At 41.6% G+C, this 23,681-nt stretch carries 21 protein-coding genes; 7 read left to right on the plus strand and 14 right to left on the minus strand.

Annotation, left to right across the window (positions count from 1 at the left end; translation table 11 throughout):
* Positions 1 to 33 precede the first annotated feature (33 nt).
* Positions 34 to 327 (minus strand): co-chaperone GroES, encoded by a 294-nt coding sequence (locus FQ084_RS12095; protein ID WP_223144876.1) that lies wholly within the window; start codon positions 325 to 327, stop codon positions 34 to 36.
* Between the two features lie 567 nt (positions 328 to 894).
* Between FQ084_RS12095 and FQ084_RS12100 the strand changes: the two genes are divergently transcribed.
* Positions 895 to 1,665 carry a DUF3108 domain-containing protein gene (locus FQ084_RS12100; protein WP_149490895.1) on the plus strand — a complete coding sequence of 257 codons (771 nt, stop codon included), beginning with the start codon at positions 895 to 897 and terminating at the stop codon, positions 1,663 to 1,665.
* Between the two features lie 110 nt (positions 1,666 to 1,775).
* Here FQ084_RS12100 and FQ084_RS12105 read toward each other — a convergent pair whose 3' ends face one another.
* Entirely contained in the window at positions 1,776 to 2,267 is a 492-nt protein-coding gene (locus FQ084_RS12105; RefSeq protein ID WP_149490896.1) for a hypothetical protein, read from the minus strand.
* A gap of 54 nt (positions 2,268 to 2,321) precedes the next feature.
* The gene (gene wrbA, locus FQ084_RS12110; protein ID WP_149490897.1) at positions 2,322 to 2,939 is read right to left on the minus strand and encodes an NAD(P)H:quinone oxidoreductase; all 618 of its coding nucleotides are present in this window, start codon (positions 2,937 to 2,939) and stop codon (positions 2,322 to 2,324) included.
* 418 nt (positions 2,940 to 3,357) lie between these two features.
* On the opposite strand from wrbA, the gene FQ084_RS12115 reads away from it, so the two are divergent.
* From FQ084_RS12115 to FQ084_RS12130, 4 genes are all read left to right on the plus strand, one after another.
* On the plus strand, positions 3,358 to 4,905 hold the full coding sequence (locus tag FQ084_RS12115) for a YihY/virulence factor BrkB family protein (RefSeq protein WP_149490898.1): 1,548 nt from the start codon (positions 3,358 to 3,360) through the stop codon (positions 4,903 to 4,905).
* Positions 4,906 to 5,125: 220 nt separating this feature from the next.
* On the plus strand, positions 5,126 to 5,503 hold the full coding sequence (locus tag FQ084_RS12120) for a ricin-type beta-trefoil lectin domain protein (protein ID WP_410477345.1): 378 nt from the start codon (positions 5,126 to 5,128) through the stop codon (positions 5,501 to 5,503).
* Between the two features lie 204 nt (positions 5,504 to 5,707).
* Positions 5,708 to 7,336 carry a DUF2254 domain-containing protein gene (locus FQ084_RS12125; RefSeq protein WP_262880774.1) on the plus strand — a complete coding sequence of 543 codons (1,629 nt, stop codon included), beginning with the start codon at positions 5,708 to 5,710 and terminating at the stop codon, positions 7,334 to 7,336.
* 145 nt (positions 7,337 to 7,481) lie between these two features.
* On the plus strand, positions 7,482 to 8,756 hold the full coding sequence (locus FQ084_RS12130) for a cation:proton antiporter (RefSeq protein ID WP_149490900.1): 1,275 nt from the start codon (positions 7,482 to 7,484) through the stop codon (positions 8,754 to 8,756).
* A gap of 104 nt (positions 8,757 to 8,860) precedes the next feature.
* On the opposite strand, the gene FQ084_RS12135 is transcribed toward FQ084_RS12130, so the two are convergent.
* From FQ084_RS12135 to FQ084_RS12145, 3 genes are read right to left on the minus strand one after another with little or no spacing between them, the layout of a single operon-like run.
* Positions 8,861 to 9,418, minus strand: coding sequence for a DUF2127 domain-containing protein (locus FQ084_RS12135; RefSeq protein ID WP_149490901.1), 558 nt, complete (start codon positions 9,416 to 9,418; stop codon positions 8,861 to 8,863).
* Complete coding sequence (locus tag FQ084_RS12140; RefSeq protein ID WP_188032967.1) at positions 9,411 to 10,622, minus strand: dihydroorotase; 1,212 nt, start codon at positions 10,620 to 10,622, stop codon at positions 9,411 to 9,413. Before FQ084_RS12140 ends, FQ084_RS12135 begins: the two co-directional genes overlap by 8 nt.
* A gap of 60 nt (positions 10,623 to 10,682) precedes the next feature.
* Positions 10,683 to 11,756: an aspartate carbamoyltransferase catalytic subunit gene (locus FQ084_RS12145; protein WP_149490902.1), complete on the minus strand. Its 1,074-nt coding sequence runs from the start codon at positions 11,754 to 11,756 to the stop codon at positions 10,683 to 10,685.
* 414 nt (positions 11,757 to 12,170) lie between these two features.
* Here FQ084_RS12145 and FQ084_RS12150 point away from each other — a divergent pair, with 414 nt between their 5' ends.
* Together FQ084_RS12150 and FQ084_RS12155 are read left to right on the plus strand one after the other, a co-directional pair.
* Complete coding sequence (locus FQ084_RS12150) at positions 12,171 to 13,154, plus strand: class 1 fructose-bisphosphatase (RefSeq protein ID WP_149490903.1); 984 nt, start codon at positions 12,171 to 12,173, stop codon at positions 13,152 to 13,154.
* 99 nt (positions 13,155 to 13,253) lie between these two features.
* Positions 13,254 to 14,048, plus strand: a complete 795-nt coding sequence (locus FQ084_RS12155) for a TrmH family RNA methyltransferase (protein WP_149490904.1) — start codon at positions 13,254 to 13,256, stop codon at positions 14,046 to 14,048.
* 110 nt (positions 14,049 to 14,158) lie between these two features.
* Here the strand turns inward: FQ084_RS12155 and FQ084_RS12160 are convergent, their stop codons facing one another.
* The 8 genes from FQ084_RS12160 to FQ084_RS12195 all read right to left on the minus strand — a co-directional run bounded on the left by FQ084_RS12160 (position 14,159) and on the right by FQ084_RS12195 (position 23,087).
* Positions 14,159 to 15,367 (minus strand): cupin-like domain-containing protein, encoded by a 1,209-nt coding sequence (locus FQ084_RS12160; protein ID WP_149490905.1) that lies wholly within the window; start codon positions 15,365 to 15,367, stop codon positions 14,159 to 14,161.
* A gap of 318 nt (positions 15,368 to 15,685) precedes the next feature.
* Entirely contained in the window at positions 15,686 to 16,618 is a 933-nt protein-coding gene (locus FQ084_RS12165) for an electron transfer flavoprotein subunit alpha/FixB family protein (RefSeq protein WP_149490906.1), read from the minus strand.
* Positions 16,619 to 16,749: 131 nt separating this feature from the next.
* Positions 16,750 to 17,499 carry an electron transfer flavoprotein subunit beta/FixA family protein gene (locus FQ084_RS12170; protein ID WP_149490907.1) on the minus strand — a complete coding sequence of 250 codons (750 nt, stop codon included), beginning with the start codon at positions 17,497 to 17,499 and terminating at the stop codon, positions 16,750 to 16,752.
* 707 nt (positions 17,500 to 18,206) lie between these two features.
* Complete coding sequence (locus FQ084_RS12175; RefSeq protein ID WP_057758834.1) at positions 18,207 to 18,419, minus strand: cold-shock protein; 213 nt, start codon at positions 18,417 to 18,419, stop codon at positions 18,207 to 18,209.
* A 369-nt stretch (positions 18,420 to 18,788) separates the two neighbouring features.
* Positions 18,789 to 19,214, minus strand: coding sequence for a hypothetical protein (locus FQ084_RS12180; RefSeq protein WP_149490908.1), 426 nt, complete (start codon positions 19,212 to 19,214; stop codon positions 18,789 to 18,791).
* Positions 19,215 to 19,562: 348 nt separating this feature from the next.
* Complete coding sequence (ilvC, locus tag FQ084_RS12185; RefSeq protein ID WP_149490909.1) at positions 19,563 to 20,579, minus strand: ketol-acid reductoisomerase; 1,017 nt, start codon at positions 20,577 to 20,579, stop codon at positions 19,563 to 19,565.
* 178 nt (positions 20,580 to 20,757) lie between these two features.
* Positions 20,758 to 21,255, minus strand: coding sequence for an acetolactate synthase small subunit (gene ilvN / locus FQ084_RS12190; RefSeq protein WP_149490910.1), 498 nt, complete (start codon positions 21,253 to 21,255; stop codon positions 20,758 to 20,760).
* The gene (locus tag FQ084_RS12195; protein WP_188032971.1) at positions 21,255 to 23,087 is read right to left on the minus strand and encodes an acetolactate synthase 3 large subunit; all 1,833 of its coding nucleotides are present in this window, start codon (positions 23,085 to 23,087) and stop codon (positions 21,255 to 21,257) included. The genes ilvN and FQ084_RS12195 overlap by 1 nt, the downstream gene beginning before the upstream one ends.
* Between the last annotated feature and the right edge of the window lie 594 nt (positions 23,088 to 23,681).

The following is a 23,681-nucleotide window of genomic DNA, read 5'->3' on the forward strand; positions in this document are numbered from 1 at the left end:
CAATTTGCTTAGCTAAAACAGCCATGTGAGCAATTAGCCCTCTAGCACGCCTAATACATCAGATTCTTTCATAATCAATAGTTCTTCGCCGTCAACTTTCACGGTTTGACCAGCATATTGACCGAACAAGACTTTGTCGCCAACTTTTACATCTAACGCGCGAGTTTCACCGTTGTCACGAATCTGACCGTTACCGGTTGCTAGCACCTCACCTTGTGAAGGTTTTTCTTGAGCAGAACCAGGAAGCAAGATACCACCAGCCGTTTTTGTTTCTTCTTCTATGCGGCGGACAACAATACGATCATGTAAAGGACGAATATTCATCAATATGTCTCCAATGAGTTGGTTATTAAAATTAAAAGTTTATTTGAATTAATGGTCTCAATACCAAGACCTATCAGAATGACTGCTTAAAAACAGTATTCTTCAGATAAGCTTTGAGCTTGTATCAAAAAGTGGGGGCAAGGTGAGTTCGGTTCAAGTGTAAAGAGCAAAAATTCACAAGAATTTTGTACATCGTCACTTATTCAGTAGTGAATATCAGGGATTAAAAGTGATTTGTTTAGAAAACCCTGCCTTAAAGGCTTTAGCGTGATTTTAAAAGCATAGATTTGAATGGTACATTGCAATACTTATAATTTACACTATATCGTTTATACCTAGTCGATAACTGACCAGTGCTTAATAAGCTTACAGCACGTTACTGCTCGTGCGCTGTTTAGCAAAACCAGCAACATTAACTACAATAGCCAAACGCTTGACACTATTGCTGCTCTTGAAAATGTAACAGAGTATGACAATATATAAGGTTGAGCACATAATAAGATTTATAAAAATACAACAGTTACTGATGACAGCTGATATCACAGCCTGTAATCAAATTAAGGAATATCCATGAGTTTTTTATCAAATAATACACAATCCCTAGCAACCGATGCTAACAACGCGAAACGCAACCGTTCTAAGTTTTTAACCGCATTAACCACGGGAGCGAGTATTGCTGCGATTGGAGCTTTAAGTATGACCGCACCTACCCTTGCCAGCGCCAAGAACATTGAACCGTCAAGCGCCAACTACAGCTTTACCGTTGAAGACAAATATAAAGGGACTGCTACCCGTACGTTGAATAAATCGGGCAATACTTGGAAATACAATGTCAATGCTCGAGTTGCTGGTGTTGCCAGTGCCGCGCAAAACAGTACCTTTACCATTAATGGTAATAATGTTATCCCAACCCAAGCAAGTACGACTTATAAACTATTAGGCGTTGGTCGCACACACAAATTGGACTTTAACCCAAGCACTAAAAAAGTAGTGAGTAACTATAAAGGCAAATCAACAACCCTGAACATGACGCAACAAGCCTTTGATGATTTGAGCCTTGAGGTACAAATTCGCCAAGATTTATTAAACGGTAAATTCTCTGGCAACTATTACATGGCGAAAAAAGATAAGATTGAGAAAACGCCATTTAAAAAATCTGGTAACACTAAAATAACCGTGCCAGCGGGTACCTTTGACACCGTACGTGTCGACCGTGTGCATGATGATAACAGTCGCTCAACCAGTTTTTGGTTGGCGCCAAGCTTAGATTACTTACCAGTAAAAGTAACCCAAATTAACGATGGTAAGAAGATGGATTTAGAATTAACCAACGTTAATTAATAGCCTGATTGGTAGAAAATACTATCGCTAAAAATTAATAGGCTATAAAAAAGCGGCACTCTATGTAGAGCGCCGCTTTTTTCTGTCTTAAACTTAATTAAACGAATTGATTAACGTGGTTGTTTGACAACGTTATTCATTGAAGGCAAGCGTTTTAGTAGGATGAACAACCAAACATTGATTGCCAACAATAAGACAAAATCAAACAGATATACGACTATCTCTGCCCAACTACTGCCATAGATGCGCGTAAATAGCACCACACCACTTGCCCCAAGATAAACCAAGGTAAACATACTGCCTATCAATAGCGCATAAGGCGAACGCCCGCGTAGTATCGATGGCGTTAAGACAAACGCCGGTACCAACCATAGCGCTTGCCAAGCAATACCGCCGATAATATCTGGATTACTAGGATTAAAGATACTGATTAAAATGGGCAGTCCAAGCAATCTAAAAACCAACCAAACCAACCACGTCACCATCAAACGCTGACGAATAGGTGTTATCGGTTTTTGAGCCTTCACAACATTAGTAGCCTGAGCTGTTTTTTCTGCAGAGGTTTGAATGTCTCTGTCCTCATTGGAGCGGTTAGTAGCCATAAGAGATATTTATTTCCTAATTGATAGCATCAAGCGGCAATAAGTAGAGGTCTGTTAGCGATTCCAATTGGCTTGTGCTAAAGCAGAAGCCGTAATCGCCAATCGACGTCCTAGGGCAATCGCCAGTTCACGCTCATCGTTAGAGACTGGTTGATCATGTAAGGCACCGCTGACATGACTGGCGCCATAAGGTGAGCCGCCACGACTGGTACGATTTAGAGCTGGCTCGGCGTATGGTACGCCCACAATCATCATGCCATGATGTAACAGCGGCATCATCATGGTCAGCAAGGTCGTCTCCTGTCCGCCGTGCATCGAACCGGTGGCGGTAAATACGGCTGCTGGCTTGTTTTGTAGATTGCCAGCTAACCATAGTGTGACGGTATTGTCCCAAAAATACTTCATGGGTGCTGCCATATTTCCAAAGTGCGTTGGGCTACCAAGGGCAAGACCGCTGCAATCTTTTAAATCATCCATGGTGCAATAAAGGTCGCCTTCATCAGGAATAGCAGGCTTACTTGCCGTGGTTTCAGGCGCGACTGTCGGTACCGTACGAATACGCGCCGTCATACCAGCGTCTTCAATACCTTGGGCGATGGCGTATGCTAATGTCTTAGTCGTACCATAATTTGAATAATAGAGCACCAAAACATAAGGGGCGGTCTGACTCATTAGCAAAACTTCCTTCTAAAACATTGATGTTGTGGATATTGATAAATATCGCCGCTTTATACCATAGTCTCTTTTGGCTAGAGCAGGTATTGAGGTGGGCAATTAAAGCCGTTAATTAAAACGTGAAATTAAAGCAAGCCATGAAAAAAGGCAACTAAAAGCCAATCAGCAATATTATAAATGGTTACTTGATAGATGTGCACATTATGCCCGACTCATTCACTGACATGCAAACAAACCGCATTTGACACCATATATTCGCCCAATACTGCGGTCATCACTGGCATGCTAGATTGAGAGAGCCGTCGGTTAAATCTGCTCATAGTGGCTTAATGCATTTTGACACAATTAAGTGGCAGATTCTGAATAGCCATTTTTGCTACACTATTCGCAATCTTCTCCCCGTTAAATGGTTGTCATGGAAAACTTATTAAAAAAAATCCCTTTTTTACACCAACGTTGGTTTCAGTTTGTGCGTTTTTTGACTCGGCACTTTTTTGAGGACAATTGCCAGCAAAAAGCGGCGTCGTTGACCTATACCACCTTATTATCAATTGTGCCTATTTTAACAGTGCTCTTGATGATTTTGTCTTCAGTGCCAGCACTAGCCTCAGTTAGAGCACAGATTTATGAGGTGATCTATAGTCACTTGCTGCCACAATCAAGCTTGCAAGTCAGTAAATATATCAACAACTTTGCTGAGAATTCATCCAATCTAACCATTATTGGGGCATTGGTTTTATTTTTTACCACCATCATGACCTTGACGACCATTGAGCGCGCTTTTAACCAAATTTGGCGCGTAGAAAATCGCTCCGGTGGCATGAAAAGCATGTTGCGTTACTGGACCATCGTCACGTTAGGACCGTTAGTGTTGGGTACGGCATTTCTGGCCTCAAGTGCGGTACAAAGTCTAAGTTTTTTAAACCGACAAATTGCTGGTTATGGTATCGATTGGGCATTTTGGGTACAAATCGTCTCCTTTGGCATCACGGTAGCTGGTTTTATCAGTATGTATTGGTTCATTCCAAAAGCACGTGTTCCTGTAAAAAACGCCGCCATTGCAGGTATTTTTGTGGCCATCATCTTTGAGCTGATGAAGAATCTTTTCGGTACTGTCATGGCAAACTTTACCAGCTATGAAGCAATTTACGGCGCATTTGCCGCATTGCCCATCTTCTTATTATGGATATATCTGTCGTGGAATTTAATTTTATTGGGCGTTGAGATTAGCTATACCTTGACTATTTTTGAGACCAAAGAAGTCTATCCGCGCCACCCACTTCTGAGTTTGCTCGACATGTTAAACCTCGTTTATACCCACCATTTAAAAGGTGAAGCGGTGAGTGAACAAGCTCTACGCAATGTATTGGGGCGTAAAGAGCTGCCAAAATGGTATGTTTATATTAATTATTTACAAAACAGCAATTTGATTACCATGACAGAAGAAGAAGATTATGTGCTGAAAAAAGATTTAGGCAAAATGACCTTGTGGGACTTTTATCGCACTCTTCCTTATCCCTTACCTATCAAGGACGAGCTTAACGAAATGAGCCCAGAAGACCAAAAACCATGGTTAAGCTTATTGGTCAATCGCTTTGAAAATACAGAAGCCTATGCCAGACAGCAATTGAATGTGCCACTAAATGCTATTTTTGCTCATAGTGAACCAAGAAAAAAATCAGGGGCAACTGAAGAAGATTCCGCTAAAAGCAATCGCTCTAAACTCTTTAGAGAGTCTGGCGCTGCGACCTCTAATCACGTGTCTAAGGAAGATAATGATAATGTCACACCACGTTTTGATCCTGTTGCTTATGATAAAGACAGCGACATAGAATACGATGAGCATAATAACGAGATCATTCTTCCTAAAGATGTTAGCGATGATAAAGCGAATACTGATAGTAAGCACGCTACCAATAGAGGTGATATCATTACTGAAGCGGATAATCCTACAACGAAATAATAAAGAGCTGCTGCTATAATACGAAACATTATCGATAACTATATCTATGAACTTAGAAATCTATTACAAAAATATAGTTATATATTAAACAAATGTCGTACAATATACTAACATAGCTGTTATATTGCCCACATTATATTAATGAGGGGCAATAATTGAAGACAATAATAGCATTTCCAGTAAAGGCGTTAAGTATTGGTGTCATGATAGTGGTAATGTTATCAATCTTGCCCCTTGTAACGATCAAGCAAGCTCACAAGTTTGGCAAATGGATGTAACGGCCAATGCCATCAAGCAGGGTAATCAGTGCTTTGACTTAGAAAATGGTTATCTGAATAATGATCGAGCACGTCTCATTCGCTATGGTTGTAGTGGTGGTGGTAATCAGAGATGGACAATGTTAACTCAGAATCCAAGTCTGATATTATCGTCAGCTGGCAAAAACCTCTCTTTAATTGTGGAGAGTATGCAAAAACAACCAGTAACGATGGCTAGTAGGCAAATGCGGTCATTAAGTGTGGATAGCATAGAAGAGCCGTCAGTTTTAGAAAAACTAAGCATCGCGATAAGCACTTGGATTAACGACCTAGTCAGTTAATAAAGAACGCAGAAGCTTTATCAGGTTAAAAATAAGCTCCTACTATAGGGGCTTTTTTTTACTAAATTTTTAATCTTTATGGCTTATATGGTAAGGTAATTTACTTCTAAGCGTTTTTTCTAGCCAAATAAAATCACGGTTTGTTGAGAAAAAAGTTGATTGTTCCTTAGATCGCTTTTTAAGTAATTTGTGGAGCGCATAATATTGAATAAACACCCTGAAAATGGCTGGCTTAAATCGGCATGGCTCGCAATCATGCACAGGTTAAGGCGATTTACCCAGCTCTGGTCGCTCCAGACACTGACTGACTTACCCGATCGCCTAAGAAATTTATGGCAACAGCTTATTGGCTCTTATTGGTTTATTCCAACCGCTTGTGTGGTGGTAGGTATTCTACTGGCGCCTTTATTGGTGACCATTGATGAACATTTCGACCGCGAGACGGTCAGAGAACTTACCTTTGCTTTTACGGGTGATGATGAGGCCGCTCGCGCTATTATGACCACCATTGCTGGCGCCGTACTCGGTGTCGCCGGTACCACTTTTTCGATTACGATCGCCGTATTATCGATGGCATCTTCACAATTTGGCCCCCGGTTGCTGCGTAATTTTTTGACAGATACGCCCAATCAGTTTGTTCTAGGCGCGTTTATTGGCACCTTTAGCTATAGTTTATTGGTGTTAAAAGCGATTCATAAATATGATGTTGGTTTTGGGGTGCCACAATTGGCGGTGACCTTTGCCATTATCATGGCGATTATTTGCGCTTTATTACTGGTGTACTTTGTTCAACATATGGTGCATGCGATTCAGGCATCGCATGTGATTCAAGGCGCAAGTAATGAGGCGATTAAAAACATTCACTACTGGTATAAAGACCGCTGCGATATCGAGCATCAACGTGACGTTAAGCATCATGATGTTGAACAATTCCATACTTGGTCTGCCACGCCGATTTATCCACCAAGCTCAGGTTATATTCAGCAAATCTACTTTGAGTCCCTTATTACCCTAACCCAAGATTATGGCGGTGTGGTGCAAATAAAGGCTAATCTTGGTGATTTTGTCACTGATAGAAATATTATTGGCTATTTTTATAAGCGTCCAGCCGCCCATTCAGACAATCGCCATAAAACCAACACACCAAAGCTTGCTATCGTCCCACGTGCACCTGACGGCTTATTTTGGCAGCGTTTTGCTGGCTGTATACGTATCGAGCAACGCTTAAGCCACTCCAACGATATCGCTTATAGCTTAGGACAAATGACTGAAATTGCGGTACGCGCCCTATCGCCAGGGATTAACGATCCAAAAACAGCGGTCAATTGCGTTCAATCACTGACTACCTGCTTAAGCATTATGATGCATCGTCAGCCACCCAGTCCCTATCACTTCTATATACCAAGCCCAGATAAATCAAACTCAGACAACAGCAGTGTTGAAAGCGTAAACAATAAACCACGCGTCGCCATATTGGCCGTCGTGACTCATACCCCTAAGATATCCGACTTTATCGATGCCTCGCTTGGCGAGATACGCCATTATGCAACGGCTGATTTGATGGTATTAAAGGCACTCTGTCAAGCAATGGTTGATCTCAACTATGCCAAAGTCAATAAAGCCCAACAGCAAACGCTACTACATGAGCTGACATTGATTGAACATGCAGGACAAGACAATCTCAGCTACCAAGAATTGGTCGATGACTTAATCGCCATGTGCCAACAAGCCAAACAATTTATTCTCGACGATGATGCCCAGCATCGATACTTTGCTTATGTATCTAAGTTTGACGCTACTATTCATCAAGCACTAAAACTACAAGCAAGGTAACTTATAAAGCAAATTCTATTGCCAAAAATAAGTTTACTATTCATCGCTGGCATGCAAGGGTGAAAATAACTAAAATAAAAACCCTGTTAATCCTCGTAAGCACTAAGCTTAGGACGATTTTTTATCATTACTTGAGAATTTTTTCATGTCCCCTACCAGCAGCCTGACCATACTTGAAATCAGCGCCATTTTTTTATCCATCACCGCCTTACTGACTTATGTGAATCATCGCTTTATAGGTCTACCAACGACGATTGGCGTGATGGTCATCTCCATCTTATTATCTATTGGCGCCATATTTCTAGGCTTTTTAGGGTTTGATCAGCTTATTGATTATGAGGTTAGCTTATTAGAGCAGCTTGATTTTACTGAAGTCTTATTAGACGGTATGCTCTCTATGCTGCTATTTGCCGGTGCTTTACATGTCAATATTAACGACTTAAAGCGTTATAAACTGCCCATCGGCATTCTTGCTTGTATCGGTACCATCGCATCAGCGTTATTAATTGCCGCCGCCCTGTACTTTATGCTACCGCTCTTTGGTTTTGGCTTGTCGTTTCTTTGGTGTTTGTTGTTCGGCGCTCTGATATCGCCGACCGATCCTATTGCCGTGATGGGTATCCTCTCATCCGCAGGTGCACCAAAAAGTATTGAAACCGTCATCGCAGGTGAGTCATTATTTAATGACGGTATCGGTGTGGTTATTTTTGTACTGCTGCTGGGTATTTTATCAAGTGGCGATATCCCAACGGCCAATTACGTGGCACATACTTTAGCCGTTGAAGCCGGTGGCGGGATTATCTTTGGTCTGGTACTCGGGGCAATTTTGTATTACATGCTCAAAAGCATCGACAGCTACCAAGAAGAAGTCTTATTAACGCTTGCAGGTGTGATAGGTGGTTATGCGCTGGCTAGCCACTGGCATTTATCAGGTCCACTTGCCATGGTAATGATGGGATTAATGGTTGGTAATCGTGGACGAGCATTGGCAATGAGCGATAAGACGCGTCATTATATTGATTTATTTTGGGAGTTAATCGATGAGATTTTAAACGCAATTTTATTTGTGTTAATTGGGCTTGAAGTAGTGATGATTGCTTATTCGGGCAACCTATTTATCGCCGCTGGTTTGACGATTATCATTGCCCTACTTGCGCGCTTTATTGTCGTCGGCATGACCACCAAAACCTTTCATCGTCAGCTCGATTTGCCGACAGGCGCTTGGAAAGTGCTGACATGGGGCGGATTACGTGGTGGTATCTCCGTTGCTTTGGTCTTGCAGCTACCGTTGGGAACCGAGCGAGATATTTTATTGGCGCTCACTTATGCAGTGGTGATATTTTCTATTTTGGTACAAGGGTTGAGCGTTGGTAAAGTGGCGAAAAGCATTCGTGCGGATGAGAAAGTAGCAAAGATATAAGTTTTAAATAGTAGTGTTGTAGTCATTTTAATAAAACAAAAGCCAGTATAAGCATCATCGCTTATACTGGCTTTTTTATGTCTGTTTAACTTTTACTTTCGTCTTTATATCAAACCTTTACGTTTCATATTACGATAAACCACGATCACAATAATAATATTTGATACTAAGATGGCAAGTTTAAACCAGTCAAACGGGCTAGCAAACAGATAATAGAGTTCGATAGGAATAAATATCCCATAGCCTAACACCCCAAACCAATAAGCCCACGTTTTGTCTTGCCACAAACCATAAGCTTCAAGGAAACGCAGACTGGCATAAGTAAAAATTATCAACAAGAATACTGGCCAATTTTTACTTGCCTGCTGTGCAATACGTACCGCACTATCAACTTGCGGTGCCAATAGCTGACCAAAGGTCTGTTGCCAAGAAGTGGTCGCCGTCGTTAGCCAATGCTCAAGGTCGCTATGCCACGACCATAAAGCGCCTGCTCCTAATAGCGCACCAACGCCTTTGATTACTTCATATATGGCGACCGCTTTGATGGATTCGCTAGAGGTACTAGCGCTACCACGCGGTATATGCTGCTGTCTGACTATATCTAGGTCTTTATCCTTCGAGGACGGCGGCAGACTGTCATCCTGTCGGGGCAAGTTAGCCAAAGAAAGTCTCCACAACGCGACCTTTCAACTGCTGATTAAAGAATGGCGTATTTTTACCACTTGACAGCATAGATTCTGTGGTCACTTGCCACTCAAGATTTGGATCAACCAGTACGGCGCCGCCAATGCTTTCATACTGCTCGCTAATACCCGCAATTTTTGCCGGATTGAGGCAGATTTTATCGACCAGTTGCTCTAAGGTTAACACCTCATCACGTACCAACTGACACGCCAGCGCCATAAACGTATCAAAGTTTGAGATACCGGGCGTACTTTCAGCAAACGGTGCTTTTTTAGCGGTACTGTTTAGCGGCTCATGGTGGCTACAAATCGCATCAATGGTACCGTCTTTTAAACCGCGGCGGATGGCTTGCTGATCGGTATTACTACGCAATGGTGGTAGCACATAGGCTTGGGCATTAAAGCCTTTTAAATTATCATCGGTTAAGTACAGCTGATGCATCGCCACATCACAAGTCACCGGTAGGCCTTTGTCTTTAGCCCAGCGCATCAGCTCAATTGAAGACTTACAAGATAACTGGCTAAAATGCGCCGCAATACCCGTTTCTTCCACCATTAATAACTGCGTTGACAAAGCAACCGTTTCTGCAATCCAAGGAATCCCTTGCAGACCATGATATGACGCGATATAACCCTCATGTGCTACGCCATCACCAGATAGACTTGGCTCGTCAGGATAAAAGAATACTTTCATATTAAAAGTCGCCGCATATTCCAGTGTACGCAGTAATACTAGGTCATTGCGGAAAGGGCGACGCGCGTTTGAAACGGCAATGCACCCTCCTTTCTTTAATCCAGCAATATTGGAGGGATTCTCTCCACGAAGTCCTTCTGTCAACGCACCTAAAATATGCAAATAAATACCGCCATCACCAAGCGCGCGCTCACGTAAGCCTTTCAATAGCGAGCCGTTCTCTAAAATAGGATTAGTATCAGGAGGAATCACCACATGCAAAAAACCATTGCCACGGGCAGCGCGCCCTTCTGACTCTAAGGTGCCGTGCTCTTGTTGACCCGGCTCACGTAGGCGTGCGCACAAATCAACCAAGGGTGGTAATAGCCACATTTCACGCCCCGCTTCGAGTGAAACTAACTTTTCTGTCGCAGCGCTTGGTAGTGATTCTTTAAATGATTGAGGAAGGTGGTGAATTATCGGTGCATCCGTATTTAACATAGTAGACATGAGCGTTATTACCGTATCAATAAAATGGGATAAATAAATATAAAAAAGCGAGAAAACGTGTTATTTACTCACCGCTTGATGAGCGCGCTGACCTTCCATTGCCAGTGATAATACAGCCATACGAATAGCGATCCCGTTGTTTACCTGCTTTAAAATTACAGATTGGGCACCATCGGCTACGCTTGAGGCAATCTCAACACCGCGGTTCATCGGCCCAGGATGCATCACTAGTGCATCAGGCTTAGCCAGAGCCACCCGTTCAGGGGTAATACCATAGTGTTTATAGTATTCACTCGATGACGCCAGCAGCGGCGAACCGATACGCTCGTTTTGTATTCTTAATCCCATAATGACATCACAGTCCGTGACACAGTCATTCATATCTTCATAAACTTGTACGCCGAAACGCTCAATGCCTTTCGGTAATAAGGTACGCGGTGCACAGACACGGATGTCTTTAACACCTAAGGTTTGCAGCGCACTGATATCAGAGCGTGCTACCCGTGAATGCTTGATATCACCGACGATAGCCACTGACAATTCTTCAAATGGGCGCGGCGCTTCACGGTGAATGGTTAGCATATCAAGCATACCTTGAGTCGGATGTGCATGCCAGCCATCACCGCCGTTGATAATGGCAATATCGGGTGTCACTTCTGTTGCCATAAAATGGGCAGCACCTGACGCCGAATGCCGTACCACAAAGATATCTGCCGTCATGGCTTGTAAGTTCCACAAGGTATCACGCAAACTTTCACCTTTTTTAGTGCTAGAGCGTTCGATATCAATGTTTAATACATTGGCCCCAAGACGCTTTTCAGCGACTTCAAAGGTTGTGCGCGTACGCGTTGACGGTTCAAAAAACAAATTCATCACCGTGTAACCTTCAAGCTCAGGCCGATTAATCAGTTGCCCATTTTCATCAAAGAATGTCTCTGCTTTGGCAATAATTGCTTGCAACTGCGCTTTATTAAGACCTTCTACCCCCAAGAAATGGCGAATACTACCATCGCTATTGAGCTGCGGACGACTTAACGAGGTGTTGAGCTTTTGATGAATAGTATCAGGGTCGAATTTAGTATAATCCGTTGGCGAGACTGTCTGGGCTGAGCGGCTATCGATAGAATTTGACATAATGGCACGTCTTTATTGTTGGTTTATATGATTTGATAAGCATCATTGATGCGTTTCTTGGCGATTTATAATCGATAAGCACAGAGACAAGGACATTTTGGCACTTATTTGCTACAATTTACCCCAGTGGCATTGATAGACATAACACCGTAAAAAACAGAATTCGTCTTCCTCTTGGGCAATAGCCATAGAGCTGTCACAACCATCATTAAAAAATCCGCTTATCCAAACGATAAATAAATAATAATAGCGATAGTGTAGCTGATTTTGTGGTCAGGACAAAGATGCCTTACTGGGTATTTAAAAATTTATCCGATTTAAGATTCTTAAGTGCGACCTAACTCATTTCTTAAACACCCATTTTCTCTTTAACTTTAATAGCATTTATTTCAATAGCATTCATTAGGAAGCATTATGACAACCTTAGCAAACTATCTAAACGCGCATGCAAACAACCCTGCACTCAATGAGGTGATAACTACCGTCACTGATGTCGGTAAGACCATCTCACAGTTATTGAGAAAAGGCGCGCTAGCAGATATTCTTGGCGAAGCGGGCAATCAAAACGTCCAAGGTGAAGAGCAGAAGAAATTGGACGTGTTGGCTAACGACTTGTTATTAGACGCTTTGGCAAATAACAGCCATTGTGCGGGTGTTGCTTCAGAAGAGCTCGATGATGCTACCCCTGCCAATGCTAACGGTAGTTTGTTAGTATTATTCGATCCGCTTGATGGCTCATCGAATATCGATATTAATATGGCTGTCGGTACTATCTTTTCTATTCTACCGTACCAACGCCAAGGTCAAATCAGTGAGAATGCTGATTTTTTACAAGCGGGCAATCAGCAGCTGGCAGCCGGCTACTTACTTTATGGCACATCTACTGTTCTTGCGCTAACGATCACCGATAATGTCGTGATGTTTAGCCTAGACCCTGATACCAATGACTATGTATTGATAGAAGAAAACGTCACCATCGATGTTGATACTAGCGAATATGCCATCAACGCGTCAAACTATCGCTATTGGCGCGCACCGATGCAGCAGTATATAGATGAACTCGTTGCTGGCAAAACTGGCGTTCGTGGTCGCGATTTCAATACACGCTGGGTTGCAGCCATGGTTGGCGATGTCCATCGTATTTTATGTCGCGGTGGTCTCTTCACTTATCCCTTTGACACTAAGTATGCGAATAAAGCTGGCAAACTACGTCTCATGTACGAAGCCAACCCGATGAGCCTATTGATTGAGCGTGCAGGCGGTGCTGCCACTGACGCAGTCAATCGTATCTTAGACATAGAACCAACTGATATTCACCAACGTGTCCCCGTAGTACTTGGCAGCAAAAATGAAGTTGATTATGTGAAGAATCTACATCTAAATTATGTTGAGAAATAAATAATCCAATCAGCCTTTGATGATTCGTATAGAGCCAAATCAATAGCAACTTTGTACGAGCCATTCATATTTTCTATATTTTTCTCTAAGCGAACTATTATGGTAGCAAATCCCACCGAGCTTATTACCTCAGATAAAAATACGATGGTCAAGCTAGTAAAGGGCTTGTTGATGCAAGCTCGGCAACGTAAGAAACATGGTCAAACTGTGATTGAGGGCGTTCATCTGATCGATGCAGCGCTTCGTAGCGACTATCCGTTTGTTCAAATATTGGTTTCTGAAGCCGCACAGCAGCATCCTGAAGTGCAGCAAGTTCTCACTCGTCTGCCGACTTATACGCCTATCTTAACCTTGTCAGATGCACTCTATGAAAGTATTCGTAGCTTAGGCACTGGGATTGATATTATGGCGATTATAAAAGTCCCCACGCCAAGCTTGTCGATAATTAACGACGACTGCTTGATTCTTAATGATGTCCAAGACAGCGGTAATGTCGGCACCTTGCTACGTACCGCAGCAGCTGTTGGTATTAAAAACATACTCTGCACCAGGGCTACGGCGCAAGCTTGGTCACCGAAGACGCTAAGGGCTGGTATGGGCGCGCAGTTCGCGCTGACGATATATGAAGGTTTAAGCGTGCAAGATATTTTGGACTTTGTACAAACGCCGTTATTTGCGACCAGTTCACATACCGATACCGTCATTTATCAACATGACTTAAAAACGCCAATCGCCTGGATTATGGGACATGAAGGCCAAGGCGTTTGTGATGAGCTGATGCAGTGCGCCACCCCTATCGCTCTACCGCAGCCTAATGGGCAAGAAAGCCTTAATGTCGCCATTGCGGGTTCACTATGCTTATATGAGACCTTGCGTCAGAGGAAGTATAGTTAGCTTTAATGTTGAAAATATTGATAAGCGCCTATTAAGAAATGACTGACAGCACTATAGCAGTATCAGTCATTTCTTATTTAAGAGCAAGCTAAGTTCTTTAATCCTATACCTCAGCCTTGTGCTTTTTTGAAACTTTCAGCATAGTTATTTGGTGCGTTAAAGTTTGTGAAGCTGATGCTAATCGATTTATCCAACCCTTCTACGCAATGCCACCAAGCAATGGGAATGAACAAAGCATCACCTGCTTCAATAGTCACTTCAATTGGTGTGACATGCTGCATTAATGGATGGGTTTTTATATCAAAGTTAGGGAAATCCACTTCGCTGTACACATGCAAGTCGTTATAGATCCAAGGCACTTGCCAAGCTGGAATCAACGTGACTTTTTTACGACCATAGACTTGCACCAACATGTTATTAGTCAAATCATGATGTAGCGGCGTAAAGGTGCCTTTGGGTCCCATCCAAAAATACGTACTAAAAGCTGCATCATCATCTAACAGCTGTCGGTAACCTTGACCAAAATCACCTATGTCATCAAGTGCTGGTCTAATAGTTTCCACGTTTTGTTGCGTGTTATTAGCAGTCATATAATAGTTATTACTTTCACCGTCATTTTCTATCATATTGACAAATTCAGACATCAGCATCGATTTGCGATACTTATCAGAGTGCCGTTCAAAAAGCGTATCACTCTCGCGATCAAACTGTACCTGAATTTCTGAATCTCCTAAAATGTCAGCGAAGTATTGTGGATTCCATTTTTTTAGAGCTGGCCAATGATCGATTCCTTTTCTAAGTACGACTGGCTTATGTTTACTATAGTAATCTTTAATAAATACATCAAAAGATGGTGTGTCGATTACATCGATTTTTTGATTATATCCAGGATCCAATCTAGCTAAGTCATCACAGGTCTGTAGAAGCCATTCCCGCTTATTCAGAATTTGGGAAGATTTAACTCCTGCTTGCAAATAAGGGCTTTTACATGCAGTTTCTAGTTCTAATAAAACCTCTGCATGAGTATAACCTTGTTGCAGCAATACTTGCGCTATACTATCTTTGCTAACTCCTTGCAATAAATTAGCTCCTACCCATTGCTTTACCTTACTTGGCAACTTTCTAATATTCTGCTTATTTTCATTTGCATCTATATTTAAGCCGTTATTCAAAGCTATCTGAATTTGAGTATCCGAAAAATTATTAGCTTTTAGTGTCTGTATAATTACCTCCTTTGAAATGCCACGCATAATATTTGTGGCAACCCAATCACTCCATTCTTTAGGCAACTGTTCGGTAAAATTCATTGCTACACTCATTTCTTTCTCCTAACTGTTTAACAAAGTAACTAGCATATTGATTAGTTTGTAAGATAAGTTTTTATTAGTAAAGTCCATCTCTTACCTAGGTTCTTAATTTCGTCCATATAAAATAGATGATAATAATCTTATTTTCACATAACCTATTAAAGATTAGCTAGATATTACTTTAGTTTACTATAGAAGAGTCTCTTATAAAACAGTATCAACAAGTCATAAGCATACATGTTCTCATAATATTACAGACTAGATATAAAAAAACCCGCTATCAATAATAGCGGGTTTTTTGTCCTTCGTTACTGATGAAGTAAGTAATGATTAAATCTTACTAGTCAGCTCAGGCAACGCCTCAAATAAATCAGCTTCTAAGAAATAATCAGCGACGCTAGCAATAGGTGCTTCTGGGTCATTGTTGATCGCAACGATAACTTTAGAATCTTTCATACCCGCTAAATGCTGAATAGCGCCTGAAATACCTGCTGCGATATATAAATCTGGTGCAACGATTTTACCCGTTTGACCAACTTGCATATCGTTTGGCACATAGCCTGCGTCAACTGCGGCACGTGATGCACCAACAGCCGCACCAAGTTTATCAGCCAATGGTTCAATGTACTTAGTGAAGTTCTCGCCATTTGCCAGCGCACGACCGCCAGAAACCACGATACTTGCTGACGTCAATTCTGGACGGTCAGACTTAGCCATCTCCTCACTTACGAAACTTGCTTTGCCAAGCTCTTGCACATTATCAAGAGTCTCAACAGTCGCTGAACCACCTTCATTTGCTACTGGATCAAAAGCCGTAGTACGTACGGTTAATACCACTTTGTCTTCTGATGTTTTAACGGTTGCTGTCGCGTTACCAGCATAGATAGGACGCTCAAACGTTTGCGCATCTACCACATCAGAGATTTCTGACAGCATACTAACGTCAAGTAAAGCGGCAACGCGTGGTAAGAAGTTCTTACCAGTCGTCGTAGCAGGTGCAAGGATATGGCTATAATCACCAGCAATATCAGCGACCAATAATGCGATGTTGCCAGCCAATTGGTGCTCATAAGCGGCATTGTCTGCTAACAATACTTTAGTCACGCCAGCCACTTTAGCCGCTTCATCAGCGACCGCTTGGTTACCACTGCCAGCGACCAATACATGGATATCGCCGCCAATTTTCTGAGCGGCAGCGATTGTATTCAAAGTTGCCTTTTTTAGACTGGCATTGTCGTGTTCTGCATATACCAAAATTGCCATTATTTTTATCCTTTATTTATTCGTATCATCTATACATGCGGTTGTGGGTATACAAAGACACTTTATGTCCAACTTCAATAAAAACTGTTTAAGACATCATGACTTTGTACTAGATAGGCGCTAGCAAAGTATTAAATGACTTTTGCTTCATTTCTTAGCTTATCGACCAACTCGTCAACTGAACCCACCTTGATACCAGCTTTACGCTCAGCGGGTGGCACAACTTTAATGATTTCTTGCTTAGAGGCCATATCAACACCGAAATCCGCTGGCGTTTTTTCATCAAGCTGTTTCTTTTTAGCTTTCATGATGTTAGGTAATTTTGCATAACGTGGCTCATTCAAACGCAAGTCAGTAGTAATGACTGCTGGTAAATCAAGTGCAACCGTTTGCAAACCACCATCGATTTCACGCGTTACATTAACTTTATCACCTTCAACCTTCACTTCTGACGCAAACGTACCCTGACCAATACCCATCAATGCTGCTAGCATTTGACCTGTTTGGTTATTATCATCATCAATCGCTTGTTTACCCAGTAAAATAATATCTGTAGCTTCAGACTCAGCGATGTTTTTAAGGATTTTAGCGATTTGTAGAGGATATGGCTTGTCGTCAGTCAACACCAAGATACCACGATCAGCGCCTAATGCTAAAGCCGCACGAATCTGCTCTTGTGATTCTTTTGGACCAATTGACGCAACAATAATTTCATCAATCACACCCGCTTCTTTGAGACGAACCGCTTCTTCTACTGCAATTTCATCAAAAGGGTTGATTGACATCTTAGTGTTAGATAAATCTACTCCAGAGTTATCAGCTTTTACGCGAACTTTTACGTTGTAATCAATGACACGCTTGACCGCTACTAATGCTTTCATACGTTCCTCGTTTATTAATGTTATGAATTAAAAATTGCCAGTTAAGAACCAAAGGTTCATCTTTTTCAAACTGTTGTTCAAATTGTCGTTCAAAATACCACTAAAGGTTATTACTACATTAACAGAAATTTTAACTAAACACTCATAAGCCAATCACCAAAAGTGTACTGGCATACTACTTGCTTTTTACTAATAATCAAAATTTAGAAGTAAAATATTAAAACCTGCTAAAGCTAAGCCAACCGTAATTATCACACCCATCTATCTTGCGTGAGCACAGGGATAAGGTCAAGACAACGGCGTGAATAATGCGTCATAAATTTGTCACCATTGTTGCAAAAAGCGTCTATAAGCGCATACATTAACGATTTATTTTATTGAAATGCCTAATTTGGTCAATCTTTATCGCACTTTCAATCCTTGATTGGCCGACTGCTTTGTGATTATCTTTCCAGATAGACTTTCTTTACTTCCAGAGTATGTCATTCTGTTTAAAATCAATGATAACAATTTTGATAACTCAAGCAATTTGGCCTGCTTTTACAAGGAAAAAACTTCATAAAAAAAGCAACCTTATAAGAGGTTGCTTTTTTTTAAAGTCTAAACAGTATTTTTATTGTTTTAACAAACAAAGGAATCAATGCTTATTAATAATCTTGTGGTATTAAGTATACTGATAGATCAGTATGACTCAATAAGCACCTAGATTAGATAGCTTCGATTTGCTCAGCTTGTGGGCCTTTTTTGCCATCACCTAAGATGAAAGACACTTTTTGGCCTTCGGCTAGAGTTTTGAAACCGTTACCTTGGATAGCGCTGTAGTGAGCGAATACGTCTTGTCCGCCGTTGTCTTGAGCGATAAAACCAAAACCTTTAGCTTCATTAAACCACTTTACAGTGCCTTCAACTTTATCTGACATAAATTTTCCTAACTCTTTAACTGTTGGCGAGACGTGTGTCATCACCGATTAATTGATATATACTCAAGTATTTTCTGCTGAATGCGACGGCTTAAACCCTTGATATATCTACAAGATATACTATCTGCTCTTGCCTCAAATCCTTTAAGTACAAGCTGATTATAACAGCTTTTCTCAACTGCAACAGGTTAAATTACTTTTTTTTGTAAATAACTACCTTGTTATGTAAATGCCATCATTGACACAACACTATTCCATCTAAGATGTTGATTTACATAGATATTATCAATAATTTAGTAAAGAGTAATTAAAACTGATTGCCTTTTTTCTCAATGATAATATCAACAGGATAAATATTTGTCCCTATGTCTATTGAGGCAGCGGTAACCATGGTGACGATAATACCAGCAGACATAATGCAAAAAATATCAAGGAAAACGATTGGCTGTAGGCAATGTACTTAGCGGGAACAACCAAGTCTTTCGGTGAAGCGGGTATACCTTTGCGCTTGAGAAGGCGTGTGCCGTATATCCAACCATATATTGTGTAGATACTATAAGCCACAGGAACCGCAATCGCTAATGGTGCTAGATCGATGACGTATAACGCCACTGTCGAGACAAAAAACCAAGCGGTATCAATTAATGAGCTGATTTGGAAGAACTTAGACTTTGGTAGCTTACCCTGATTACTTTTGAGTATCTCCCCTTCTATCCATATCAAAACAGCCACGACAGCGCTCAAAATAATATATGCGAATTGCGGCGTTAGCCAGTTAGGATTTGGTATTTGCACAACATACAACCTGTAATCAATAAAAAAGTAAGAAGAATAAAACCAATCGCTTTAGTACTTAATAGCCGATTGCTTCCACCAAGAGTAGTTTAAATAAGACAAGAGGCGAAATTAAATGACGCTTTAAGTAATAAAAAGTCATCTATAAAAATTATGAAGGCTTTCTATATGAGGCAGAGATGATGTGTTTTCAACCAATCTCAAAGCAATTGACATGAAAACCTTACTTAGCTTATTGAAATAATAGCCATTAAAAAACCCGCGCCATCAAGTGATAACACGGGTTTTGGATTCTAGATGATTAAAATGATAGACAGTTGATTAATCGCTTAATCGCCTTCTAGCAAATTAGTTTTTGTCTTTATCAATGATTTTATTGCCACCGATCCAAGGCATCATACCACGTAGCTTAGCGCCCGTGATTTCGATTTGATGCTCTGCGTTGTTACGACGGCGAGCCGTCATTGATGGATAGTTGGTTGCGCCTTCACTGATGAACATCTTCGCGTATTCACCAGACTGAATGCGTTTTAGTGCATTACGCATGGCTTCACGTGATTGCTCATTGATGACTTCAGGACCAGTCACATATTCACCGTATTCAGCGTTGTTACTGATTGAGTAGTTCATGTCAGCGATACCGCCTTCATACATCAGGTCTACGATAAGCTTTAGCTCATGTAAACACTCAAAGTAGGCCATTTCTGGTGCATAGCCTGCTTCTGTTAGGGTTTCAAAGCCCATTTTTACTAGCTCTACTGCGCCGCCACAAAGAACCGCTTGCTCACCGAATAGGTCGGTTTCAGTCTCATCTTTAAACGTGGTTTCAATAATACCTGAACGACCACCACCAACACCAGCAGCATAAGACAATGCTAACTGTTTGGCTTGACCTGATGCATCTTGGTAGATAGCGATAAGATCTGGGATACCGCCGCCTTTAGTAAATTCTGAGCGTACGGTATGACCTGGTGCTTTAGGCGCAACCATAATAACGTCAAGATCGCTACGTGGAACGACTTGGTTGTAATGAATCGCAAAACCATGAGCAAAAGCTAAGGTTGCACCTTGTTTAATATTTGGCTCAATCACGTCACTGTAAAGCTCTTTTTGGAACTCATCAGGCGTCAAAATCATGATGACGTCAGCGGCTTTGACCGCTTCTTCTACTTCAGCAACTTTTAGACCAGCGTTTTCCGCTTTTTTCCATGAGCCAGAGTTGGCACGTAGACCAACGGTCACATCAACGTCTGAATCTTGTAGATTAAGCGCATGTGCATGGCCTTGTGAACCGTAACCAATAATCGCAACTTTCTTGCCTTGGATAATCGATAAATCACAATCTTTGTCATAATAAACGTTCATAAATAGAGTCCTTTTCCTCAATCATGGCGGGCCATGGATAAATAAACGCTTAGATTACAGTCACTATCATAAAGTGATTTGCCATATAAGCGTTATGTTAAGTGTTGAATAACGAAGTTTGAAACCATATATGTTGAAATACGAAGCTTGAAACTATAAATTTTGCAATAAACGCTGATTACAAGCTTAGCGTTTTTTCACCGCGTGCAATACCTATTACACCAGAACGCACCACTTCCATGATACGTTCGCGACCAATCACATCGATAAAGCCATCAAGCTTGGCTTTATCACCGACGATTTGAATGGTATAAAGATTTGAATTCACGTCAACGATTTGGGCACGGAAAATATCTGCACTGCGTTTAATCTCTTCACGTACACCGCCTGTCGCCCGTACTTTAATCAGCATCAACTCGCGTTCGACGTGTACGTTATCTGATAGATTAAGCACTTTAACCACTTCAATCAATTTATGCAATTGCTTGGTGATTTGTTCTATTTTTTCAGGTGACGTAATAGTGGTTAACGTTAAGCGAGAAATACTCGAATCATCAGTAGGCGCAACGTTCAAAGTTTCGATGTTGTAGCCACGTTGGGAGAACAAACCGACCACTCGCGACAACGAACCCGCTTCGTTTTCCATCAATACCGAAATCAGATGTTGTTGTTGCATTAGGTACGCTCCCCTTTTGTTAACCACATATCACGCATCGCTTGCCCAGCAATTTGCATCGGATATACATGCTCGTTACGATCGACATAAACGTCAATAAATACCAATCTGTCTTTTATTGCCATGGCTTCAGCCAACTGTGCTTCCATGGTCGCAGGATCGGTAATCTTAATGCCGACGTGACCATAGCTTTCAGCCAATTTGACAAAATCTGGTAGTGAATTCATATAAGAATGGGCATGACGGCCTTCATACAGCATGTCTTGCCACTGTTTTACCATGCCTAATTGGGCGTTATTTAGGTTCAGGATTTTAACCGGCAAATCATATTGCAAGCAGGTTGAGAGCTCTTGGATATTCATCTGAATGGAGCCTTCACCGGTAATACAAACCACATCACGCTCAGGGTTCGCAAGTTTCGCTGCCATCGCATACGGCAAGCCAACACCCATCGTACCTAAACCACCTGAGTTCAGCCATTGACGCGGCTCATTATAGGTATAGTAAAGCGCCGCAAACATCTGATGCTGACCGACGTCACTCGTGATAATCGCGTTACTATTAGTCACTTTATCTAAAGCTTGCACGACCGCTTGTGGCTTAATACCATTATCGGTACTGGTGTCATAGCGCAAACCATGACGCTTACGCCACTCATTAATCTGTGACCACCAATCTAACAAGGCATGTTGGTCTAGCTCTTTATCTTCACCGACAATTTCTATGATATCGGTAAGGACAGATTTGACATCGCCTACGATCGGAATATGCGCATTAATCGTTTTTGAAATGGAGGTAGGATCAATATCAATATGAATAATCGTCGCATTCGGACAGAATTTTTTGACGTTATTGGTGACACGGTCATCAAAACGTGCACCAATTGCCAAGATTACGTCGGCATGATGCATGGTCATATTGGCTTCATAGGTGCCATGCATACCAAGCATACCTAAGAACTGCTCGTCAGAACCAGGAAAAGCGCCCAAACCCATTAAGGTATTGGTTACGGGTAAGTTTAAACGGTGCGCAAGATTAGTGAGCTCTTTATGTGCATTACCCAAAACAACACCGCCGCCAGAGTAAACAATCGGGCGCTTAGCAGCAAGCAGCGTTTCAACCGCTTTTTTAATCTGACCACTATGACCTTTTAATGACGGCTGATACGAGCGTATAAACACCTCTTTTGGGTATTCATAAGCAAATTTTTCGCTTGGCGCCGTCATATCTTTTGGCACATCGATGACCACAGGACCTGGACGTCCAGCCTGCGCAATATAAAATGCTTTTTTGACAATCATTGGAATTTCGCTAGCATGGCGTACTTGAAAGCTATGCTTGACGATAGGACGCGACACACCAATCATATCGGTTTCTTGGAAAGCATCTTCACCGATTAGGCTGCTAGGTACCTGTCCTGCGATGACGACCATCGGCACAGAATCCATAAACGCTGTGGCAATAGCTGTCACCGTGTTGGTGGCACCAGGGCCTGACGTCGCTAAGACCACACCAGTCTGACCTGTGACTCGCGAATAAGCATCGGCCATATGACCGGCTGCTTGCTCATGACGTACTAAAATATGCTCGATATTCTCTTGTTGGAATAAGGCATCATAAATATGCAGAACGGCGCCGCCTGGGTAGCCAAAAATATATTTGACCCCTTCATCCGTTAGTGCTTGCACCAACATCTCAGCGCCAGATAGCATCACAGGCTGCTCGCTACCTTCAGCAAGGCGTTGTTGCTTCTCTCCAAAGTTTTTGGCGGCATTACCCGTTTGGGTATGTCCAGTCATATTAGGACTTTGCGTGGTTTGCGTCACTGTCATCACCTTTTTTTGTGGCAAGGATTGGAGTTCATTCGTAAGAGAAAACAATGCTATTTACACAGGGTTGTTCCTCTCATAAAAATAACTACAAATCCTTGTCCATATCAAGAATGTGTGCCCACCATATCTAAGCAACGCTGTTTTATAAGACAGCAAGCCACTCAAACACAGCAATATATGTAAGGTCAGTGTTGTGACAGGATTTTATCGATAGACAGTGACAAGATGCGAGTGCATCTATAAAAGAAGCTTATTATTTGTGATGAATACGAGCTTACGCTAGTAATAAATAAATCGATACAGCATGAAAAAACAAATCTCAAAATGATTACAACGTTATAGGATAGTTAAATCTTATAACCTGTTTGATGAGTAGATGTTACAACCACACATTGCGCCCTATTTTTTATTACAGCCAAATCTTATTAAACACAATCATAATAAGTTTATCTTAGTCATTGTAGACAGATAAGTCCGGAGACAACAAATATAACATTTGACAACCATTGCGATAATGACCATCTATTTTATATTCTTGTCACAAAGAAAATAAAGCTAAGCGAGCTACTGATAAGCAACCCATAGTCATCATTT

Origin of the sequence: Psychrobacter sp. ANT_WB68, assembly GCF_008369115.1 — a bacterium.
In the GTDB taxonomy this organism is placed as follows: domain Bacteria; phylum Pseudomonadota; class Gammaproteobacteria; order Pseudomonadales; family Moraxellaceae; genus Psychrobacter.

Coding starts and splice junctions, on each gene's coding strand:
- FQ084_RS12170 (WP_149490907.1), bottom strand. CDS start 17,499: ATGAAAGCATTAGTAGCGGTCAAGCGTGTCATTGATTACAACGTAAAA.
- ilvC (WP_149490909.1), bottom strand. CDS start 20,579: ATGAACGTTTATTATGACAAAGATTGTGATTTATCGATTATCCAAGGC.
- FQ084_RS12140 (WP_188032967.1), bottom strand. CDS start 10,622: ATGTCTACTATGTTAAATACGGATGCACCGATAATTCACCACCTTCCT.
- FQ084_RS12105 (WP_149490896.1), bottom strand. CDS start 2,267: ATGGCTACTAACCGCTCCAATGAGGACAGAGACATTCAAACCTCTGCA.
- FQ084_RS12195 (WP_188032971.1), bottom strand. CDS start 23,087: ATGACAGTGACGCAAACCACGCAAAGTCCTAATATGACTGGACATACC.
- FQ084_RS12100 (WP_149490895.1), top strand. CDS start 895: ATGAGTTTTTTATCAAATAATACACAATCCCTAGCAACCGATGCTAAC.
- FQ084_RS12150 (WP_149490903.1), top strand. CDS start 12,171: ATGACAACCTTAGCAAACTATCTAAACGCGCATGCAAACAACCCTGCA.
- FQ084_RS12115 (WP_149490898.1), top strand. CDS start 3,358: ATGGAAAACTTATTAAAAAAAATCCCTTTTTTACACCAACGTTGGTTT.
- FQ084_RS12130 (WP_149490900.1), top strand. CDS start 7,482: ATGTCCCCTACCAGCAGCCTGACCATACTTGAAATCAGCGCCATTTTT.
- FQ084_RS12175 (WP_057758834.1), bottom strand. CDS start 18,419: ATGTCAGATAAAGTTGAAGGCACTGTAAAGTGGTTTAATGAAGCTAAA.
- wrbA (WP_149490897.1), bottom strand. CDS start 2,939: ATGAGTCAGACCGCCCCTTATGTTTTGGTGCTCTATTATTCAAATTAT.
- FQ084_RS12165 (WP_149490906.1), bottom strand. CDS start 16,618: ATGGCAATTTTGGTATATGCAGAACACGACAATGCCAGTCTAAAAAAG.
- ilvN (WP_149490910.1), bottom strand. CDS start 21,255: ATGCAACAACAACATCTGATTTCGGTATTGATGGAAAACGAAGCGGGT.
- FQ084_RS12155 (WP_149490904.1), top strand. CDS start 13,254: ATGGTAGCAAATCCCACCGAGCTTATTACCTCAGATAAAAATACGATG.
- FQ084_RS12160 (WP_149490905.1), bottom strand. CDS start 15,367: ATGAGTGTAGCAATGAATTTTACCGAACAGTTGCCTAAAGAATGGAGT.
- FQ084_RS12145 (WP_149490902.1), bottom strand. CDS start 11,756: ATGTCAAATTCTATCGATAGCCGCTCAGCCCAGACAGTCTCGCCAACG.